At 64.6% G+C, this 13741-nt stretch carries 13 protein-coding genes; 9 read left to right on the top strand and 4 right to left on the bottom strand.

The window, feature by feature from the left end:
- Window positions 1-12: 12 nt before the first annotated feature.
- The 6 genes from egtB to gtdA all read left to right on the top strand — a co-directional run bounded on the left by egtB (window position 13) and on the right by gtdA (window position 5968).
- Window positions 13-1242 carry an ergothioneine biosynthesis protein EgtB gene (gene egtB / locus ASD45_RS14265; RefSeq protein ID WP_056912086.1) on the top strand — a complete coding sequence of 410 codons (1230 nt, stop codon included), beginning with the start codon at window positions 13-15 and terminating at the stop codon, window positions 1240-1242.
- Window positions 1243-1295: 53 nt separating this feature from the next.
- Window positions 1296-2279 carry an L-histidine N(alpha)-methyltransferase gene (egtD, locus tag ASD45_RS14260; RefSeq protein WP_056912085.1) on the top strand — a complete coding sequence of 328 codons (984 nt, stop codon included), beginning with the start codon at window positions 1296-1298 and terminating at the stop codon, window positions 2277-2279.
- Window positions 2280-2437: 158 nt separating this feature from the next.
- Window positions 2438-3310, top strand: coding sequence for a fumarylacetoacetate hydrolase family protein (locus tag ASD45_RS14255; protein WP_056912084.1), 873 nt, complete (start codon window positions 2438-2440; stop codon window positions 3308-3310).
- Window positions 3311-3431: 121 nt separating this feature from the next.
- Window positions 3432-3998: an NADPH-dependent FMN reductase gene (locus ASD45_RS14250; protein WP_056912083.1), complete on the top strand. Its 567-nt coding sequence runs from the start codon at window positions 3432-3434 to the stop codon at window positions 3996-3998.
- A 17-nt stretch (window positions 3999-4015) separates the two neighbouring features.
- Entirely contained in the window at window positions 4016-4774 is a 759-nt protein-coding gene (locus tag ASD45_RS14245) for a glucose 1-dehydrogenase (protein WP_056912082.1), read from the top strand.
- Between the two features lie 129 nt (window positions 4775-4903).
- Entirely contained in the window at window positions 4904-5968 is a 1065-nt protein-coding gene (gtdA, locus tag ASD45_RS14240) for a gentisate 1,2-dioxygenase (RefSeq protein ID WP_244485367.1), read from the top strand.
- Between the two features lie 35 nt (window positions 5969-6003).
- Here the strand turns inward: gtdA and ASD45_RS14235 are convergent, their stop codons facing one another.
- The 3 genes from ASD45_RS14235 to ASD45_RS14225 form a co-directional block, all read right to left on the bottom strand.
- A complete protein-coding gene (locus tag ASD45_RS14235; protein ID WP_056912081.1) occupies window positions 6004-7959 on the bottom strand; it encodes a TRAP transporter fused permease subunit in 1956 nt (651 codons plus the stop codon).
- 25 nt (window positions 7960-7984) lie between these two features.
- On the bottom strand, window positions 7985-8965 hold the full coding sequence (locus tag ASD45_RS14230) for a TAXI family TRAP transporter solute-binding subunit (protein ID WP_162249427.1): 981 nt from the start codon (window positions 8963-8965) through the stop codon (window positions 7985-7987).
- Window positions 8966-9162: 197 nt separating this feature from the next.
- Window positions 9163-10068: a LysR family transcriptional regulator gene (locus ASD45_RS14225; protein WP_056912079.1), complete on the bottom strand. Its 906-nt coding sequence runs from the start codon at window positions 10066-10068 to the stop codon at window positions 9163-9165.
- Window positions 10069-10170: 102 nt separating this feature from the next.
- Between ASD45_RS14225 and ASD45_RS14220 the strand changes: the two genes are divergently transcribed.
- Together ASD45_RS14220 and ASD45_RS14215 are read left to right on the top strand one after the other, a co-directional pair.
- The gene (locus ASD45_RS14220) at window positions 10171-11382 is read left to right on the top strand and encodes an MFS transporter (protein WP_056912791.1); all 1212 of its coding nucleotides are present in this window, start codon (window positions 10171-10173) and stop codon (window positions 11380-11382) included.
- Between the two features lie 12 nt (window positions 11383-11394).
- On the top strand, window positions 11395-11631 hold the full coding sequence (locus ASD45_RS14215) for a DUF2171 domain-containing protein (RefSeq protein ID WP_056912078.1): 237 nt from the start codon (window positions 11395-11397) through the stop codon (window positions 11629-11631).
- Between the two features lie 55 nt (window positions 11632-11686).
- Here ASD45_RS14215 and ASD45_RS14210 read toward each other — a convergent pair whose 3' ends face one another.
- Entirely contained in the window at window positions 11687-12775 is a 1089-nt protein-coding gene (locus ASD45_RS14210) for an isocitrate/isopropylmalate dehydrogenase family protein (RefSeq protein ID WP_056912077.1), read from the bottom strand.
- A 112-nt stretch (window positions 12776-12887) separates the two neighbouring features.
- Between ASD45_RS14210 and ASD45_RS14205 the strand changes: the two genes are divergently transcribed.
- Window positions 12888-13676, top strand: a complete 789-nt coding sequence (locus tag ASD45_RS14205) for a TIM barrel protein (RefSeq protein ID WP_056912076.1) — start codon at window positions 12888-12890, stop codon at window positions 13674-13676.
- The last annotated feature ends 65 nt before the right edge of the window (window positions 13677-13741 follow it).

Here is a 13741-nt window from a genome sequence, read left to right as displayed (position 1 = left end):
GCAAAGTCGTCGATGCCCGGCGCGTTGCATAAAATTCCCACCATCGACGAGCAGCGCGGATATTGGCTCTCGGCCTTTCGACGCGTGCGCGCGGAGACGGAGCACCGTGCGTCGTTCCTGTCGCCGGAAGACCAGATCGTGCAGTCGATGGCCGATGCGTCGCCGACCAAGTGGCACCGCGCGCATGTGACGTGGTTCTTCGAGACCTTTCTGGTTCGCGAGTTCGACACGTCCTACCGGATTTTCGACGAGCGCTTTCCGTTCCTGTTCAACTCCTATTATGTCGCCGCCGGTCCGCGTTACGCGCGGCCGCAGCGCGGCCTGATCACGCGGCCGAACAGCGAAGAGGTGACGCGCTATCGCGCTCACGTCGATGCCGCGGTGGAAAAACTGATCGGCAGCGTACCGAAGCATGATGCGGCTCGCGTTTTCGAGATCCTCGAAATCGGCCTCAATCACGAGCAGCAGCATCAGGAGCTGTTGCTTACCGATATACTGCACGCCTTCGCACAGAACCCGACCAATCCAGCCTATAATCCCGACTGGCGCATGCCGGGCATCGCCGGGGGGCCGCGGGCGGTGAACGACTTCGTCGATGTGCCTGCCGGCATTCAACCGATCGGCCATGACGGCAACGGCTTCTGCTTCGATAACGAGTTGCCGCGTCACGACACCCTGATCCCGAAGATGCGCATCGCGCGGCATCTTGTGACCAACGCACAGTGGCTCGATTTCATGGCGGCCGGCGGCTATCGCACGCCTTCGCTATGGCTGTCGGACGGCTGGGCTGCGGTGCAGGCTGAGGGCTGGGAGGCGCCCGGCTACTGGCGGCAGGTCGAGGGAACCTGGCAGGTCATGACACTTGCCGGCCTGAAGACGGTAGATCCGGCTGCTCCGGTTTTGCATGTCAGCTATTACGAGGCCGACGCTTTTGCCCGCTATGCCGGCAAACACCTGCCGAGCGAGCAAGAATGGGAGGTTTCCGCCCGGTCCGGCTCGCTTGCCGACGCCTTCGGCGTGGCTTGGCAATGGACGCGGAGCGCTTATCTGTCCTATCCGGGCTACCGAGCAATCGAAGGTGCCCTGGGAGAGTACAACGGCAAATTCATGAGCGGACAAATGGTGCTGCGTGGCTCGTCGCTGGCAACACCGGAAGGCCATGAACGTTTGAGCTACCGCAATTTCTTTCAGCCGGCCGCGCGCTGGCAGTTCAGTGGACTGCGTTTAGCCGAATTTCCCTGAACCAGAACGCCGGCATCGGAATTAACACACCGCATTCGGATTAAGAGGGCCATATGGTCGCTTTGGCACGTACCCACACTTTTGCTCCCGTCGATGACGAACAGTCGGCGTTCGAAGCTGACGTTCTCAAAGGCCTGAGCCAGCAGCCCAAGCGGCTGCCGCCGAAGTATTTCTACGACGCGGTGGGCTCCGAGCTGTTCGAGCGCATTACGGAGCAGCCGGAGTACTATCCGACTCGCTGCGAGATGAACATTTTGCGCGAGCGCGGCGCCGAGATCGCGCAGCTCATTCCGCCGGGCGCGGCGCTGGTCGAGTTCGGTTCGGGTTCGAACAAGAAGGCGCGCATTCTGCTTGCTGCCGCGCCGGCGCTCGCGGCTTATGTACCGGTCGATATCTGTGGCCCGATGGTGGAGCAGGAAGCGGCTGAGCTTCGGCCGGATTTCCCATCGCTCAACGTGCTGCCGATTACCGCGGATTTCACGCAGCCCTTCGCCCTGCCGCAAGAGGCGCTGGATGCGCCGGCGCGTATCGGCTTCTTTCCGGGATCGACCATCGGTAACTTCGAGCCGCACGAGGCGGCGGCCTTCCTGCGCAATGCCGCCAAGACGCTCGGCCCCGGCGCCAAGATCATCATCGGCGCCGACCTGGTGAAGGAAGCCGAAGTTCTCAACGAAGCTTATAATGACGCCGCCGGCTTCACCGAGAAATTCAACGTCAATGTCCTTGTCCGCATCAATCGCGAATTGCGCGGCAACTTCGATCTGAAAAGCTTCGAGCACCACGCCTTCTATAACCGCGAGCGTCAGCGCGTGGAGATGCACCTGGCGAGCCTGAAGCGGCAGAAGGTGAAGGTTGCCGGCGAGTGCTTCGAATTCCGGGCCGGCGAAACCATCCACACCGAGAGCAGCTACAAATATACGCCGGAATCGCTGTCCGCCCTGGCGCGCGGCGTCGGCTGGGAGCCGGTGAGTGTCTGGATGGACACCGACTGCCGGTTCTCGATCCAGGCATTCTCGTTGTCCGAGGCCAAGCGCTAGCTGGCCCAAGGTGGGCCGGGCCGGCCCACCGTTCCGCAATCCGAAAAATGCGGCCCCTTCAGGCAGTTGAAGGGATGCCTCACAGTGCGCTAAGCCTCGCAGCGCAGATCCGCGCGCTTTTCGCGGCGGTCGAACAATAGTCCTGGTGAGGCAAGCAAATGAAGATCGTCAATTTCCAGACCGATAACGGCGTGCGTATGGGCGTGATCGACGGCGACACCGTCGTCGACGTGCATGCGGCCGACAACAAGCTTGCCTCCGAACTCGGCGCCTTCCTGCGCGCCGGCGGCGACGTGAAGGCGCTCGCCGACGTGGCGAAGAAGGCGCCGGCTTCGGCGCGCCGCCCGCTCGCCGGCGTCAAGTTCGCACTGCCGGTGCAGAATCCGGGCAAGGTGATCTGCCTCGGGCTCAACTACCTCGACCACGTCAAGGAAGGCCCGCAGAAGGACAACATCCCGAAATTCCAGTCGATCTTCTTCCGCGTCAATAGCTCGTTCACCGCGCCGGGCGCGCCGCTGATCCGTCCGAAGAAGTCGATCCAGTTCGACTACGAAGCCGAACTCGTCATCATCATCGGCAAGCGCGCCAAGCATCTGACGCTGGACAATGCCGCCGACTGTGTCGCCGGCTACACCTGCGGCATGGAAGGCTCGATCCGCGAATATCAGCGCCACACCACGCAGTGGGGCATGGGCAAGAATTTCGACGAGACCGGCAGCTACGGCCCCTGGATGGTGACCGCCGACGAATTGCCGCGCGGCGGCAAGGGCCTCAAGATCGAAAGCCGCCTCAACGGCACCACCATGCAGTCGTCGAACACCGACCATTTCATGTTCCCGGTCGCGGAATCGCTGGTCTATCTGACCGAGGGCATCACGCTGGAGCCGGGCGACATCATCTTCACCGGCACGCCGTCGGGTGTCGGTCATGCCCGAAAACCGGAACCGGTGTGGATGAAGGCCGGCGACACCATCGAGGTCGAGATCGGCGGCATCGGCGTTCTCAAGAACACCATCGCCGACGAGAAGTGAACGAAGCGCCGGTTCTGGCGTTGACCCTCGGAATTTGACACAGTGCGCGTCCCGTGAGCGTCACGGGACGCGTTTTTGTTGGCGCACTAGCCGAAATAAGTTTGTTCGACGGGAGGACGAAATGGCCGGAGAACTCAAGGTTCTGACGATCTGCGGGTCGCTGCGCAAGAAGTCCTTCAACCACGCGCTGGTGCGCGCGCTGCCACCGCTGGCACCGGCGGGCATGACCCTGATCGAGTCGCCGCCCTACGATGCCATCCCGTTCTACAATCAGGACGTCCAGGATGCGTCGGGCTTCCCGGCGCCGGTCGTGGCCCTGGCCGACGCCATTCGCGCCGCCGATGGCGTCATCATCGTCTCGCCGGAATACAACTGGACGATCCCCGGCGCGCTGAAGAACGCGCTCGACTGGGTGTCGCGCATGAAGGACCAGCCGTTCAAGGACAAGCCGGTGGCGATCCAGTCCGCCAGCGGTGGGCCGATGGGCGGCTCGCGCATGCAGTATCACATGCGCATGACGCTCACTTATCTCAACGCCTTCACCTTCGGAACGCCCGAAGTCCTCGTGAGCTTCGCGCAGAACAAGTTCGACAAGGATACGCTCGAACTGACCGACCAGCCGACCAAGGACTTCGTCAAGGCGCAGCTCGCCGCCTTCGCGTCGTTCATTCAGCGCGTCAAAGCCTGAACGAGAAGGGGCAAGCCATGTCCCGGCTTCAGGACAAGGTCGCCATCGTCACCGGCGGCGCCAAGGGCATCGGCCGGCATTATTCGCTGGCGCTCGCGCAGCACGGCGCGAAGGTGATGGTCGCCGACATCGCCGACGGCAAGGACATTGTCGCCGAGATCGCCAAGGCCGGCGGCAGCGCGGCCACCACGATCTGCGACGTCGCCGATGAGATGTCGGTGAAGGCGATGGTGGCCGAAACGATGAAGGCCTTCGGCCAGATCGATATCCTGGTCAATAACGCGGCCCTGTATTCGACGCTGACGCCGCGCGCCTTCGGCGAGTGGGACGCCGACCTGTGGGACAAGGTCATGGCGGTCAACATCAAGGGCAGCTACCTGACGGTGCGCCATGCCGCGCCGCACATGATCGCGCGCAAGAGCGGCAAGATCATCAACATCGCCTCGGGCACGCCCTACAAGGGCATCCCGCGCATGCTGCCTTACGTGACGTCAAAGGGCGCCATCATCGCCTTCACCCGGGCGCTGTCGCGCGAACTCGGCGAGCATAATATCTGCGTTAACACGCTGTCGCCGGGCCTGATCCTGTCCGACACCGGGCTGACCAACACCGCCCATATCGAGGAGGAGCAGGTCAAGATCCGCAACACCCGGGCGTTCAAGCGCGATGCCTATCCGGAGGATCTCCTGGGCGCGCTGATCTTCCTTGCCTCCGACGACAGCAATTTCGTCACCGGCCAGTCGCTGGTGGTGGACGGCGGGTCCGTCAACAACTGACCGGGGCGGAACTATCGTTCCGGCGCATGGCGCCCCCGATCCAGGGTTGTTCCGCGACCGCCGCGATTGCGCTATACAGCATCAAACTCAACAACCGGGCGAAGCGTTCGCCCTCCAGGGAGCTGGCTCATGTCGATGGCGACCGCGGATCAGGCCAATCCGAAGCACAACATTCAGGGTTCGCGACAGGCCTATTACGAGAAGATCAAAGGCTACAATCTGGCGCCGCTGTGGGAAGTGCTGCGCGGCCTGGTGACGCCGGAGCCGAAGTCGCAGATGCAGCCGGCGCTGTGGAAGTTTGCGCAGGTCGAGAAGTACATGCTCGAGGCCGGCGACGTCATCACCGCCGAGGAGGCCGAGCGCCGCGTGCTGGTGCTGGAAAATCCCGGCGACCCCGGCAAGTCCAAGATCACGAATTCGCTGTTCGCCGGCATCCAGCTCATCATGCCGGGCGAGATCGCCGAGGCGCATCAGCACACCGCCTCCGCCATCCGCTTCGTGCTGAAAGGCGAGGGCGCCTATACCGCGGTCGAAGGCGAGAAGTCGTCGATGGAGCATGGCGACTTCATCATCACGGCCAACTGGGCGCCGCATGATCACGGCAATCCCGGAAGCGAGCCGGTGATGTGGCTCGACGTGCTCGACATGCACATCGTCAACCACTTCCAGGCGTCGTTCGCCAACCACTTCGACGAGAAGATGCAGAACGTGAATCACGAGGACGGCGACTCGTTCGAGCGCTTCGCCACCGGCGTGCTGCCCGACGGCATGCCGGCGGTCACCAATCGCTCGCCGGTCATCAATTATCCGTACCGCAAGATGAAGCCGATCCTCGATCGCCTGAAGAAGACCGGCGACATCGACAAGCGCCACGGCGCGCGCGTGCGCTACGCCAACCCGATCAATGGCGGCCCGGTGCTGCCGACCATGGGCGCGCATCTGGCGCTGTTGCCGAAGGGCTTCAAGGGCGAACCCTACCGCTCGACCGACGGCACCGTGTTCTGCGTTGCCGAAGGATCGGGCGTCACCGTGATCGACGGTCAGCCGTTCGAGTGGGGCGGCAACGACGTTTTCGTGGCGCCGCCGTGGAAGCGCTACACCCATGAGGTTACGGGGAGCGGCGACGCTGTGCTGTTCTCGATCTCGGATCGTCCGGCGCAGGAGTCGCTCGGCATCTGGCGCGAAGGGCAGTAGGCCCTGCCTTCGGCCGCCCGAGTGACGGGCAAGGATTACGGCGCCGCCACCTGCGGCGCCGTTTGCTTGTGGGCGCGGCTCTGCAGCCAGTTGAACGCCAGCAGCGCCACCGCGCCGCCGAGCCCGGCCCAGTCGAGCCACTCGGCGCCCGGGAAGACATGCGGCGGAATGAGGATGGCGACGCCCGCCGCAGCGAAGGCGAGCCGCAGCGCCGCCGGCAGCGGTGCGAACATGAAGCCGACGATGCCCGCGGTGCCGACGACGATGCCGAGCACGTTGCGGGCGAGGTTCCAGGCGATCACCGGCCAGGTGCCGTTCATCAGCATCGACGGCTCGGTGACGAACAGGAACGGGATGAAGAACGTGCTCCAGCCCACCACCACGGCCATCCAGCCGGCATTCCAGCCCGGCACGCGGGCGATGTTGGCCGCCGCATAGGCGGCGATCGCCACCGGCGGCGTGATCATCGACAGCATGCCGAAATACATCACGTACATATGCGCCGCCATCGGCGACACGCCGAGCTTGATGATCGACGGCGCCAGCAGCGAGGCGGTGAGCACATAGACGCTGACCGTCGGCATGCCCATGCCGAGAATGATGGAGATGATCGCGGTGAGCACGAGCAGCACGAACAAGTTTTCGCCGGCAAGCGTGATGAGCTGCAGCGTCAGGCCGAACGATATGCCGGAGATGTTCAGCGCGCCGACCACCATGCCGGCGGCGGCGCCGATCAAAATGATGTCGAGTGCAGCGCGGCCGGTGTCGAGGATGGCGCGTACCATCTCGGCCGGCGTCACGCGCTTGCCGCGATAGCCGAAGGTCAGCGACAGCACGATCAGGATGCCGGTCGAATAGATCGCGGCGCGCTCGATGGGTATCTGGAAGAATTCCGGCCAGGCCAGCGTCGTGACCAGGAAGATCAGCGGGATCGGGAAGTGCCAGCCCGACAGCAGCACTTCGCGGAACGACGGCATGTCGGCAACCTGAGCCGCGCCGATCTTGTTCTTGGCGGCCTCGAGATCGACATGCACGAACAGCGCGATGTAGTAGAGCAAGGCCGGGATTGCCGCGGCGACGCACACCGCGCCATAGGGCACCTGCAGGAATTCCGCCATGATGAAGGCGGCGGCGCCCATCACCGGCGGCATCAATTGCCCGCCAGTCGAGCCGACGGCCTCGATCGCCGCCGCGCGGGTGCGCGAGAAACCTGAGCGCGACATCAGCGGAATGGTGACGATGCCGACCGCCACCACGTTCGACACCGCGGCGCCGGAGATCAGGCCGAACAGGCCGGAGCCGACCACGGCGATCTTGGCGGCGCCGCCGCGATAGGTGCCCATCGCCGACATCGCCAGATCGGCGAAATAAGCGGCGCCGCCGGTGCGGCCGAGTACCTGGCCCATCAGCGTGAACGGCACCACGATCAGCACCGCGACCGACAGAATGCTGCCGATCATGCCGTTGGTATCGAGGCCGAAATAGACGAGCAGCCGCTCGAATGACACGTTGCGGGTGGCGAAGTCGCCCGGCATATGCGGGCCGATAAAGACATAGGCCGAGATGATCAGGATGATCGCGACCAGGACGCCGCCGGCCGAGCGCCGCGTCGCTTCCAGCACTAGCAGGACGAGGATGGCGCTCCCGATGACGCCTTCCGTCGGCAGCATGGCGATCGACAGCGTCAGCGGCTCGTAGCGGACGGCAATGTAGCCGCAAATGCCGAGCGCGAGCGCCCCACCGATCCAGCCGAACACGGCCGGCTTGAAATTCGCATTGATGAAGGACAAAGCCAGCGCCAGGCCGAGACACACCGCCAGCAATTGCTCGGTGTAGAACGACAGGCCGAACAGCCGGCGCGGCAGGTCGAGCACCCAGCCGACGACGCAGATCAGCAGCAAGGCCTGCAGAATGTCGGTTGCCAGCGCGGCGGCGGGAGAAATGGCCGGCCTCATGCCGGCCGCTTCGTCGATGGCGTGGAGATCGCTCACAGGGATGGTCTCGCTTCTTACCGGCCTACTGCACCTTCATCGCTGTGATGTTGTGATCCTTGAAATACTTCAGGGCGCCGGGGTGATATTTGAGGTCGTAGGCCTTGTAGAGCGCCTTGTCGTCGAAGTCGCGCAAGGCAGGCTGCACGGCGATGAGGTCGGCCTTGTTGGCCTGCAGCGTCTCGATCATCTTGACGATGACCTCGTCCTTCACCTTGGCGTTGGTGACGAGCATGTTGTCCCAGGTGTAGACGCCCATCGGATGATCGACGCCGACGAAGAACGGCGACGGCACCGCCGGCGACAGATAGCCTTCCGGCACGATCTTCTGCGCCGCGGCCATGCCTTCCTTCGGAATCTCCAGCGCGCGAATGCCGCCGACGGTGGCATCGACCTCGCGCACTTTGGCGCCGCCGAAGGCAAAGAAGAACATATCGGCCGCGCCGTTGGCGAAGTCGTCGGCGCCGCGAACCACATTGGGGACCAATACCGGCTTGACGTCCGCTTCTGTCAGCCCGCCGGTGGCGAGGATGGCTTTCACCAGCGGATCGATGGTGCGCATCGCCGAGAAGCCGAGCACCACGCGCTTGCCCTTGAGGTCGGCGATGGTCTTCATCGGCGTGTCCTTGCGCACCCAGAAGGCGCCGCGCAACGAATGCAGCGAGCCGACGATGCGCAGGTCCGGATTGGCTTTCATCGCCGCTTCGGTCTCGAAGATGTTGGCGATGCCGAGATCGGCTTCGCCGCGGCCGACCAGCGGCAGCAGCGTGGTCTCGCCGGCGGTCGGCTGCACCAGCACGTTGAGGCCGCCTTTTTCCTTGAGCACCTTGGCAATCGCCGAGGCGGTGGTGTGGCTGAGCGTGCCCGGCGGCATGGTGGCGATGCCGTAGGTCTGCGCCGAGGCCGTGCCGGCGGCCAGCGCCAGCGCGGCGAGGGCGCCGAGCGCATGGATGACGAAACGGTTGCGGGCAATGCGGCTCACGCCGAGACGTGTCTCGTTTGACATGGTCATCTTCCTCCCCTGCCGAGCCGGTCTGCTGTTCGGATTTATCCGCCGCCGGTTCGTGCTGTCTGGCCGGCAGCGTAGGCGGTGGCCGGGGTGAATGCAAAACCAATCGCCGCGAAGTTTTTCGGGTGACGAAAAGCGATGTGCTGGCCACACGGGCAGCAGCCCACCCTTTACGGGTGCACGCGCAACGGTTTCTACGCCGCGTTCGGCGCGCGCAATTTCTCGGCCAGGAAATCAACCAACACGCGCACGCGCGCCGGCATGTTGGCGCCGCCGATGAAAACGGCGTGAATGGCTTCGCGGTCGTGCGGGTTGAAATCTTCCAGCAAAGCCACCAGCCGGCCGTTCGCCAGTTCGTCCTCGATGTGGAAATTGCCGACGCGGGTGATGCCGAGTCCGTCGAGCGCGAGTTGCACCAGCGTCTCGCCGTTGTTGGCGGTCATGTTGCCGCTGACCGGAAGGATGGTGTCGCGGCCGTTCTCGCGGAAAGGCCAGCCCGGTTCGATGCGGCGAAAGCTGAAATCGAGGCAGTTGTGTTCGGCGAGGTCGGCCGGCGTTCGCGGCGTGCCGTGGCGTGCGAGATAAGCCGGCGAGGCGACCACGGTGCGGCCGGTCTCGCCGAGCCGGCGCGCGGTGAGGGGACTGTCGGCGAGCGGCCCGAAGCGAACCGCAACATCGGCGTGGCCGCCGATGATATCGGCCACCTCGTCGCTGAGGTCGATATCGAGCGTGATGCCGGGATAGCGCGTGGTGAATTCGCCGAGCAGCGGCAGCACCGACATGCGGCCATGCGCCGAGGCCATGCTGATGCGCACCCGGCCGCGAGGCGAGGCCTGATCGGCGATGGCGCTCTCGGTCTCCGCGATGTCGGCCAGGATGCGCCCCGCCGCGCGGGCATAATTTTCGCCCTCGGCGGTCAGCCGCAGCGAGCGCGTGGTCCGCACCAGCAGGCGGACGCCGAGTCTGGCCTCGATGCGGCCGACGATCCGGCTGATGGCGGACGGCGTGAGCCCAAGGGTGCGCGCCGCGCCCGACAGGCTGCCCTGCCGGGCAACTTCGACGAAAGCCGCCATTTCGCCAGAGTGATCGATCCGGTCCATTTGTGAATCATACGCAAAGATGCTGGACCGAGAATGCGGCTAGTCGGCATTGCGGCGCTGCACCATGTCTGTGGGCGCAATAATCCGGAGCGCCGTACCGCCATGAAACTCAATCCGCCCCTTCTAGCCCTGGCGCTCGGCGCCTTCGGCATCGGTGTCACCGAGTTCACCCCCATGGGCATGCTGCCGCTCATTGCGCATGGCCTCGGGGTCTCGATTCCGGCCGCCGGGCTCCTGGTCAGCGCCTATGCGCTCGGCGTGCTGGTCGGAGCGCCGGTGATGACACTGGCCTTCGCCCGGGTGCCGCGGCGGACCCTGCTCATCGGCCTGATGGGGGTCTTCACCGTGGGCAATCTGCTGGCGGCGCTGTCCGACAGCTACGCGATGCTGCTGGCGGCCCGCATCATCACCTCGTTCAACCACGGCGCCTTCTTCGGCGTCGGTTCGGTCGTTGCGGCCAGCGTCGTGGCGCCGGAGCGCAGGGCGTCCGCCGTGGCCGCGATGTTCACCGGCCTGACGATCGCGACCATCGGCGGCGTGCCGCTCGCGGCCTGGCTCGGTGAGGTTCTCGGCTGGCGCGCGACATTCTGGGGCATCGCGGCCGTTGGCGCCGTCGTCATGGTGGCGCTGCGGCTGGCACTGCCATTGCTGCCGGCCGACAAGGACGCCGACATGCGCGCCGAGCTGCGTGTGCTCGCCCGTGCGCCGGTGTTGCTCGCCTTGACGCTGACGGTGGTCGGCGCCAGCGCCATGTTCACCGTGTTCACTTACATCGTACCGATCCTGACGACCGAGACTGGGGCCGGCACGATCTTCGTCACCGCGATGCTGGTGGTGTACGGCGTCGGCCTGACTGTCGGCAACGTCATCGGCGGCCGCTTCGCCGACCGTTCGCTCGACGGCACTCTGATCGCGTCGCTGCTCGCTCTTGTCGTGCTGCTCGTCGCCTTTGCCGTCGGCATGCGCTGGGAGGCGAGCGCCGCCGTGCTGATCTTCCTGTGGGGCATCGCCAGCTTTGCCGTGGTGCCGCCGCTGCAGATGCGCGTGATGCAAGCCGCGCACGATGCGCCGAACCTGGCGTCCGCCATGAACATCGGCGCCTTCAATCTCGGCAATGCGGTGGGCGCCGCGCTCGGCGGCGCGGTGATCGACGCCGGACTCGGCTTTCCGGCAGTGTCGATCGCCGGCGCGGCCATGGCGTTGGCCGGTCTGGCGATCCTGTTGCTGGTTCGGCGCGGGCAGAAGTCCGTTCCGGTGGTGCGACCCAGCGCAGATGAACTCATCCCGGTTTCGCGCGTTGACCCTATTCAATAAAGGGATCTTACAATGAATCAGGTCAAGGAACACATGGAAGTCATTGGCGCCGATGGCGCCCATGTCGGGACTGTCGACAAGGTTGAAGGCAACAGGATCAAACTGACCAAGGCTGACAGCGGCCAGGGCAGTCACAAGGGGCACCATCACTTCATCGACATGAGTCTGGTGGCCGAAGTGGAAGGCCAGAAAGTCCGCCTGTCGGCCAATGCCGACGTTGCGGTAACGATGGAACAAGAAAAAGCCTGATCGGCTTGGCCGTTTATGACTTCCCAAGCAGACCGCCGTCGAGCGGTCTGCTTTTTTATGACTCCAATGCGGTCATCACCGCCTTGGTGATGGCGGCGGTGCCGTCGCCGCCGCCGAATTCCATCGGCCGCAGCCCGGTCTTGTAGGCGTCGTCCACCGCCTGCTCGATGCGGATCGCCGCTTCCGCAGCAGGCTGATGATCGTGCTTGTCGGCAAGCCAGTCGAGCATCATCGCGGCCGACAGGATCATCGCCGTCGGATTGGCCTTGCCCTGGCCCATGATGTCGGGCGCGGTGCCGTGGCACGGCTGAAACACGGCGTGGGTGTCACCGATGTCGGCGCTTGGCGCCATGCCGAGGCCGCCGATCAGGCCGGCGGCAAGATCGGAGAGAATGTCGCCGAACATGTTCTCCATCACCATGACGTCGAAGTCCCACGGCTTCTTCACCATCATGGCCGCGCAGGCATCGACATAAAGCTTGTCGGTGGCGACGTCGGGAAACTTCGCCTTGCGTTCGTCGAAGATGGTGCGCTGCCAGTTGAAGGCCTTGAACACATTGGCCTTGTCCACCAGCGTCAGGCGCCCCGGCTTGCCGCGCTTCTTGCGGCGCTCGGCGAGGCGCAGGCAGAAGTCGAACAGCCGCTCCGTGGTCTTGCGCGTGACCACCAGCGTCTCGCGTGCGTCGTCGTGCGTGGTGACGCCTTTGCCCATCGAAGCGAACAAGCCTTCCGTCGATTCCCGCACCAGCACGAAATCGATGCCGTGCTCATGGGCGCCGACGATGGGCGAGGGCACGCCCGACACCAGCCGCGCCGGGCGCACGCCGGCATAGAGGTCGTAGATGAAGCGCAGTTCGACCTGCGGCATGATCTCGGTGCCGTCGGGATAGCGGATGCTCGGCATGCCGCAGGCGCCGAGCAATATCGCGTCGGCATCGCCGCACAGTTTCACCGTGGCTTCCGACATCGATTTGCCGGTTGCCTTGTATTCCTCGGCGCCGGCCGGCGCTTCCGAGAAGCGGAATTTCAGGCTCGGCGTCGTCTCTTCGATGCGTCGCAGCACATCGAGAGCCGGCTTCGTCACCTCATGGCCGATGCCGTCGCCGGGCAGCACGGCGACATGAAAGGCGGAATTGGCTGACATGGGAGCGTTTCCTGAAATGCGGGGTGGTCTTGTCGCCGGTTGACCGCTAATCAATACGGCAAGAACTCCGAACGCAAGAGCAAGAGTAAGAGCAACAAAAAAGGGGAGACGCATGCCGCGTTTTTCGGCCCATCTCGGCTACCTGTTCAAGGAACGGCCGCTCATCGACCGCATCGACGCCGCGGCGGCGGCCGGCTTCACCGCGATCGAGGGCCGCTTTCCCGACGGCGTCTCGGCGGCCGACTACAAGCGCGCGGTGGATCGCAACAACCTCAAGGTCCTTGGCATCAACACGCCGCAGGGCGGCGACACCGAGTTCGGGCTCGGCGCGCTGCCGGGCCGGCAGGACGAGTGGCGCGCCGGCTTTGCGCAGACGCTCGACTATGTGGAAACCGTCGGCGGCCTCGCCATCCATTGCCTCGCCGGCAAGGCGGCGCCCGAGCAGCGCCGCGAGGCGGAAGCCGTGTTCGTCGAGAACCTCAAGCGCGCCGCCGACGAGGCCGCCGCCAGGGACATCAAGCTCTATATCGAGCCGATCTGCGGCCGCGGCATTCCCGGCTATTTCCTGGTCGAGCTGGAGCATGCCGCCGACATCGTCGCCAAGGTCGGCAGCGACAACGTCTTCATCCAGTACGATCTGTTCCACATGCAGATCGTCGGTGGCGATCTCATCGAGCGCTTCAAGAAGTATCAGCCCCTGATCGCCCACGTGCAGTGCTCGCAGGTGCCGGTGCGCCACGAACCCAACGAGGACGGCGAGATCAATTATCCCTACGTCTTCGCCGAACTCGACCGGCTCGGCTATGCCCACTGGATCGGCTGCGAGTACATCCCCTCGACGCCGCGCACCGAGGATAGCTTCGGCTGGCTGCGGCGCTACGGGGTGGTTCCCCGCAATTAATACTCCGCTAACCATCAAGGTTGTTGAAAAATCACGGAAAATCACCTTTTCCGCGGGCCGGAGCC

The sequence above is a fragment of the Pseudolabrys sp. Root1462 genome, assembly GCF_001426945.1.
In the GTDB taxonomy this organism is placed as follows: domain Bacteria; phylum Pseudomonadota; class Alphaproteobacteria; order Rhizobiales; family Xanthobacteraceae; genus Pseudolabrys.
Note: the sequence above shows the minus strand (reverse complement) of the source record. Positions and strands in the feature narration are given on the sequence as shown.

Bases quoted from the DNA above. Each gene is read 5' to 3' on its own strand.
- ASD45_RS14205 (WP_056912076.1), top strand. From the start codon at position 12,888: ATGCCGCGTTTTTCGGCCCATCTCGGCTACCTGTTCAAGGAACGGCCG.
- ASD45_RS14220 (WP_056912791.1), top strand. From the start codon at position 10,171: ATGAAACTCAATCCGCCCCTTCTAGCCCTGGCGCTCGGCGCCTTCGGC.
- ASD45_RS14230 (WP_162249427.1), bottom strand. From the start codon at position 8,965: ATGTCAAACGAGACACGTCTCGGCGTGAGCCGCATTGCCCGCAACCGT.
- ASD45_RS14210 (WP_056912077.1), bottom strand. From the start codon at position 12,775: ATGTCAGCCAATTCCGCCTTTCATGTCGCCGTGCTGCCCGGCGACGGC.
- ASD45_RS14245 (WP_056912082.1), top strand. From the start codon at position 4,016: ATGTCCCGGCTTCAGGACAAGGTCGCCATCGTCACCGGCGGCGCCAAG.
- ASD45_RS14225 (WP_056912079.1), bottom strand. From the start codon at position 10,068: ATGGACCGGATCGATCACTCTGGCGAAATGGCGGCTTTCGTCGAAGTT.
- ASD45_RS14215 (WP_056912078.1), top strand. From the start codon at position 11,395: ATGAATCAGGTCAAGGAACACATGGAAGTCATTGGCGCCGATGGCGCC.
- ASD45_RS14250 (WP_056912083.1), top strand. From the start codon at position 3,432: ATGGCCGGAGAACTCAAGGTTCTGACGATCTGCGGGTCGCTGCGCAAG.
- ASD45_RS14255 (WP_056912084.1), top strand. From the start codon at position 2,438: ATGAAGATCGTCAATTTCCAGACCGATAACGGCGTGCGTATGGGCGTG.
- egtD (WP_056912085.1), top strand. From the start codon at position 1,296: ATGGTCGCTTTGGCACGTACCCACACTTTTGCTCCCGTCGATGACGAA.
- gtdA (WP_244485367.1), top strand. From the start codon at position 4,904: ATGTCGATGGCGACCGCGGATCAGGCCAATCCGAAGCACAACATTCAG.
- egtB (WP_056912086.1), top strand. From the start codon at position 13: ATGCCCGGCGCGTTGCATAAAATTCCCACCATCGACGAGCAGCGCGGA.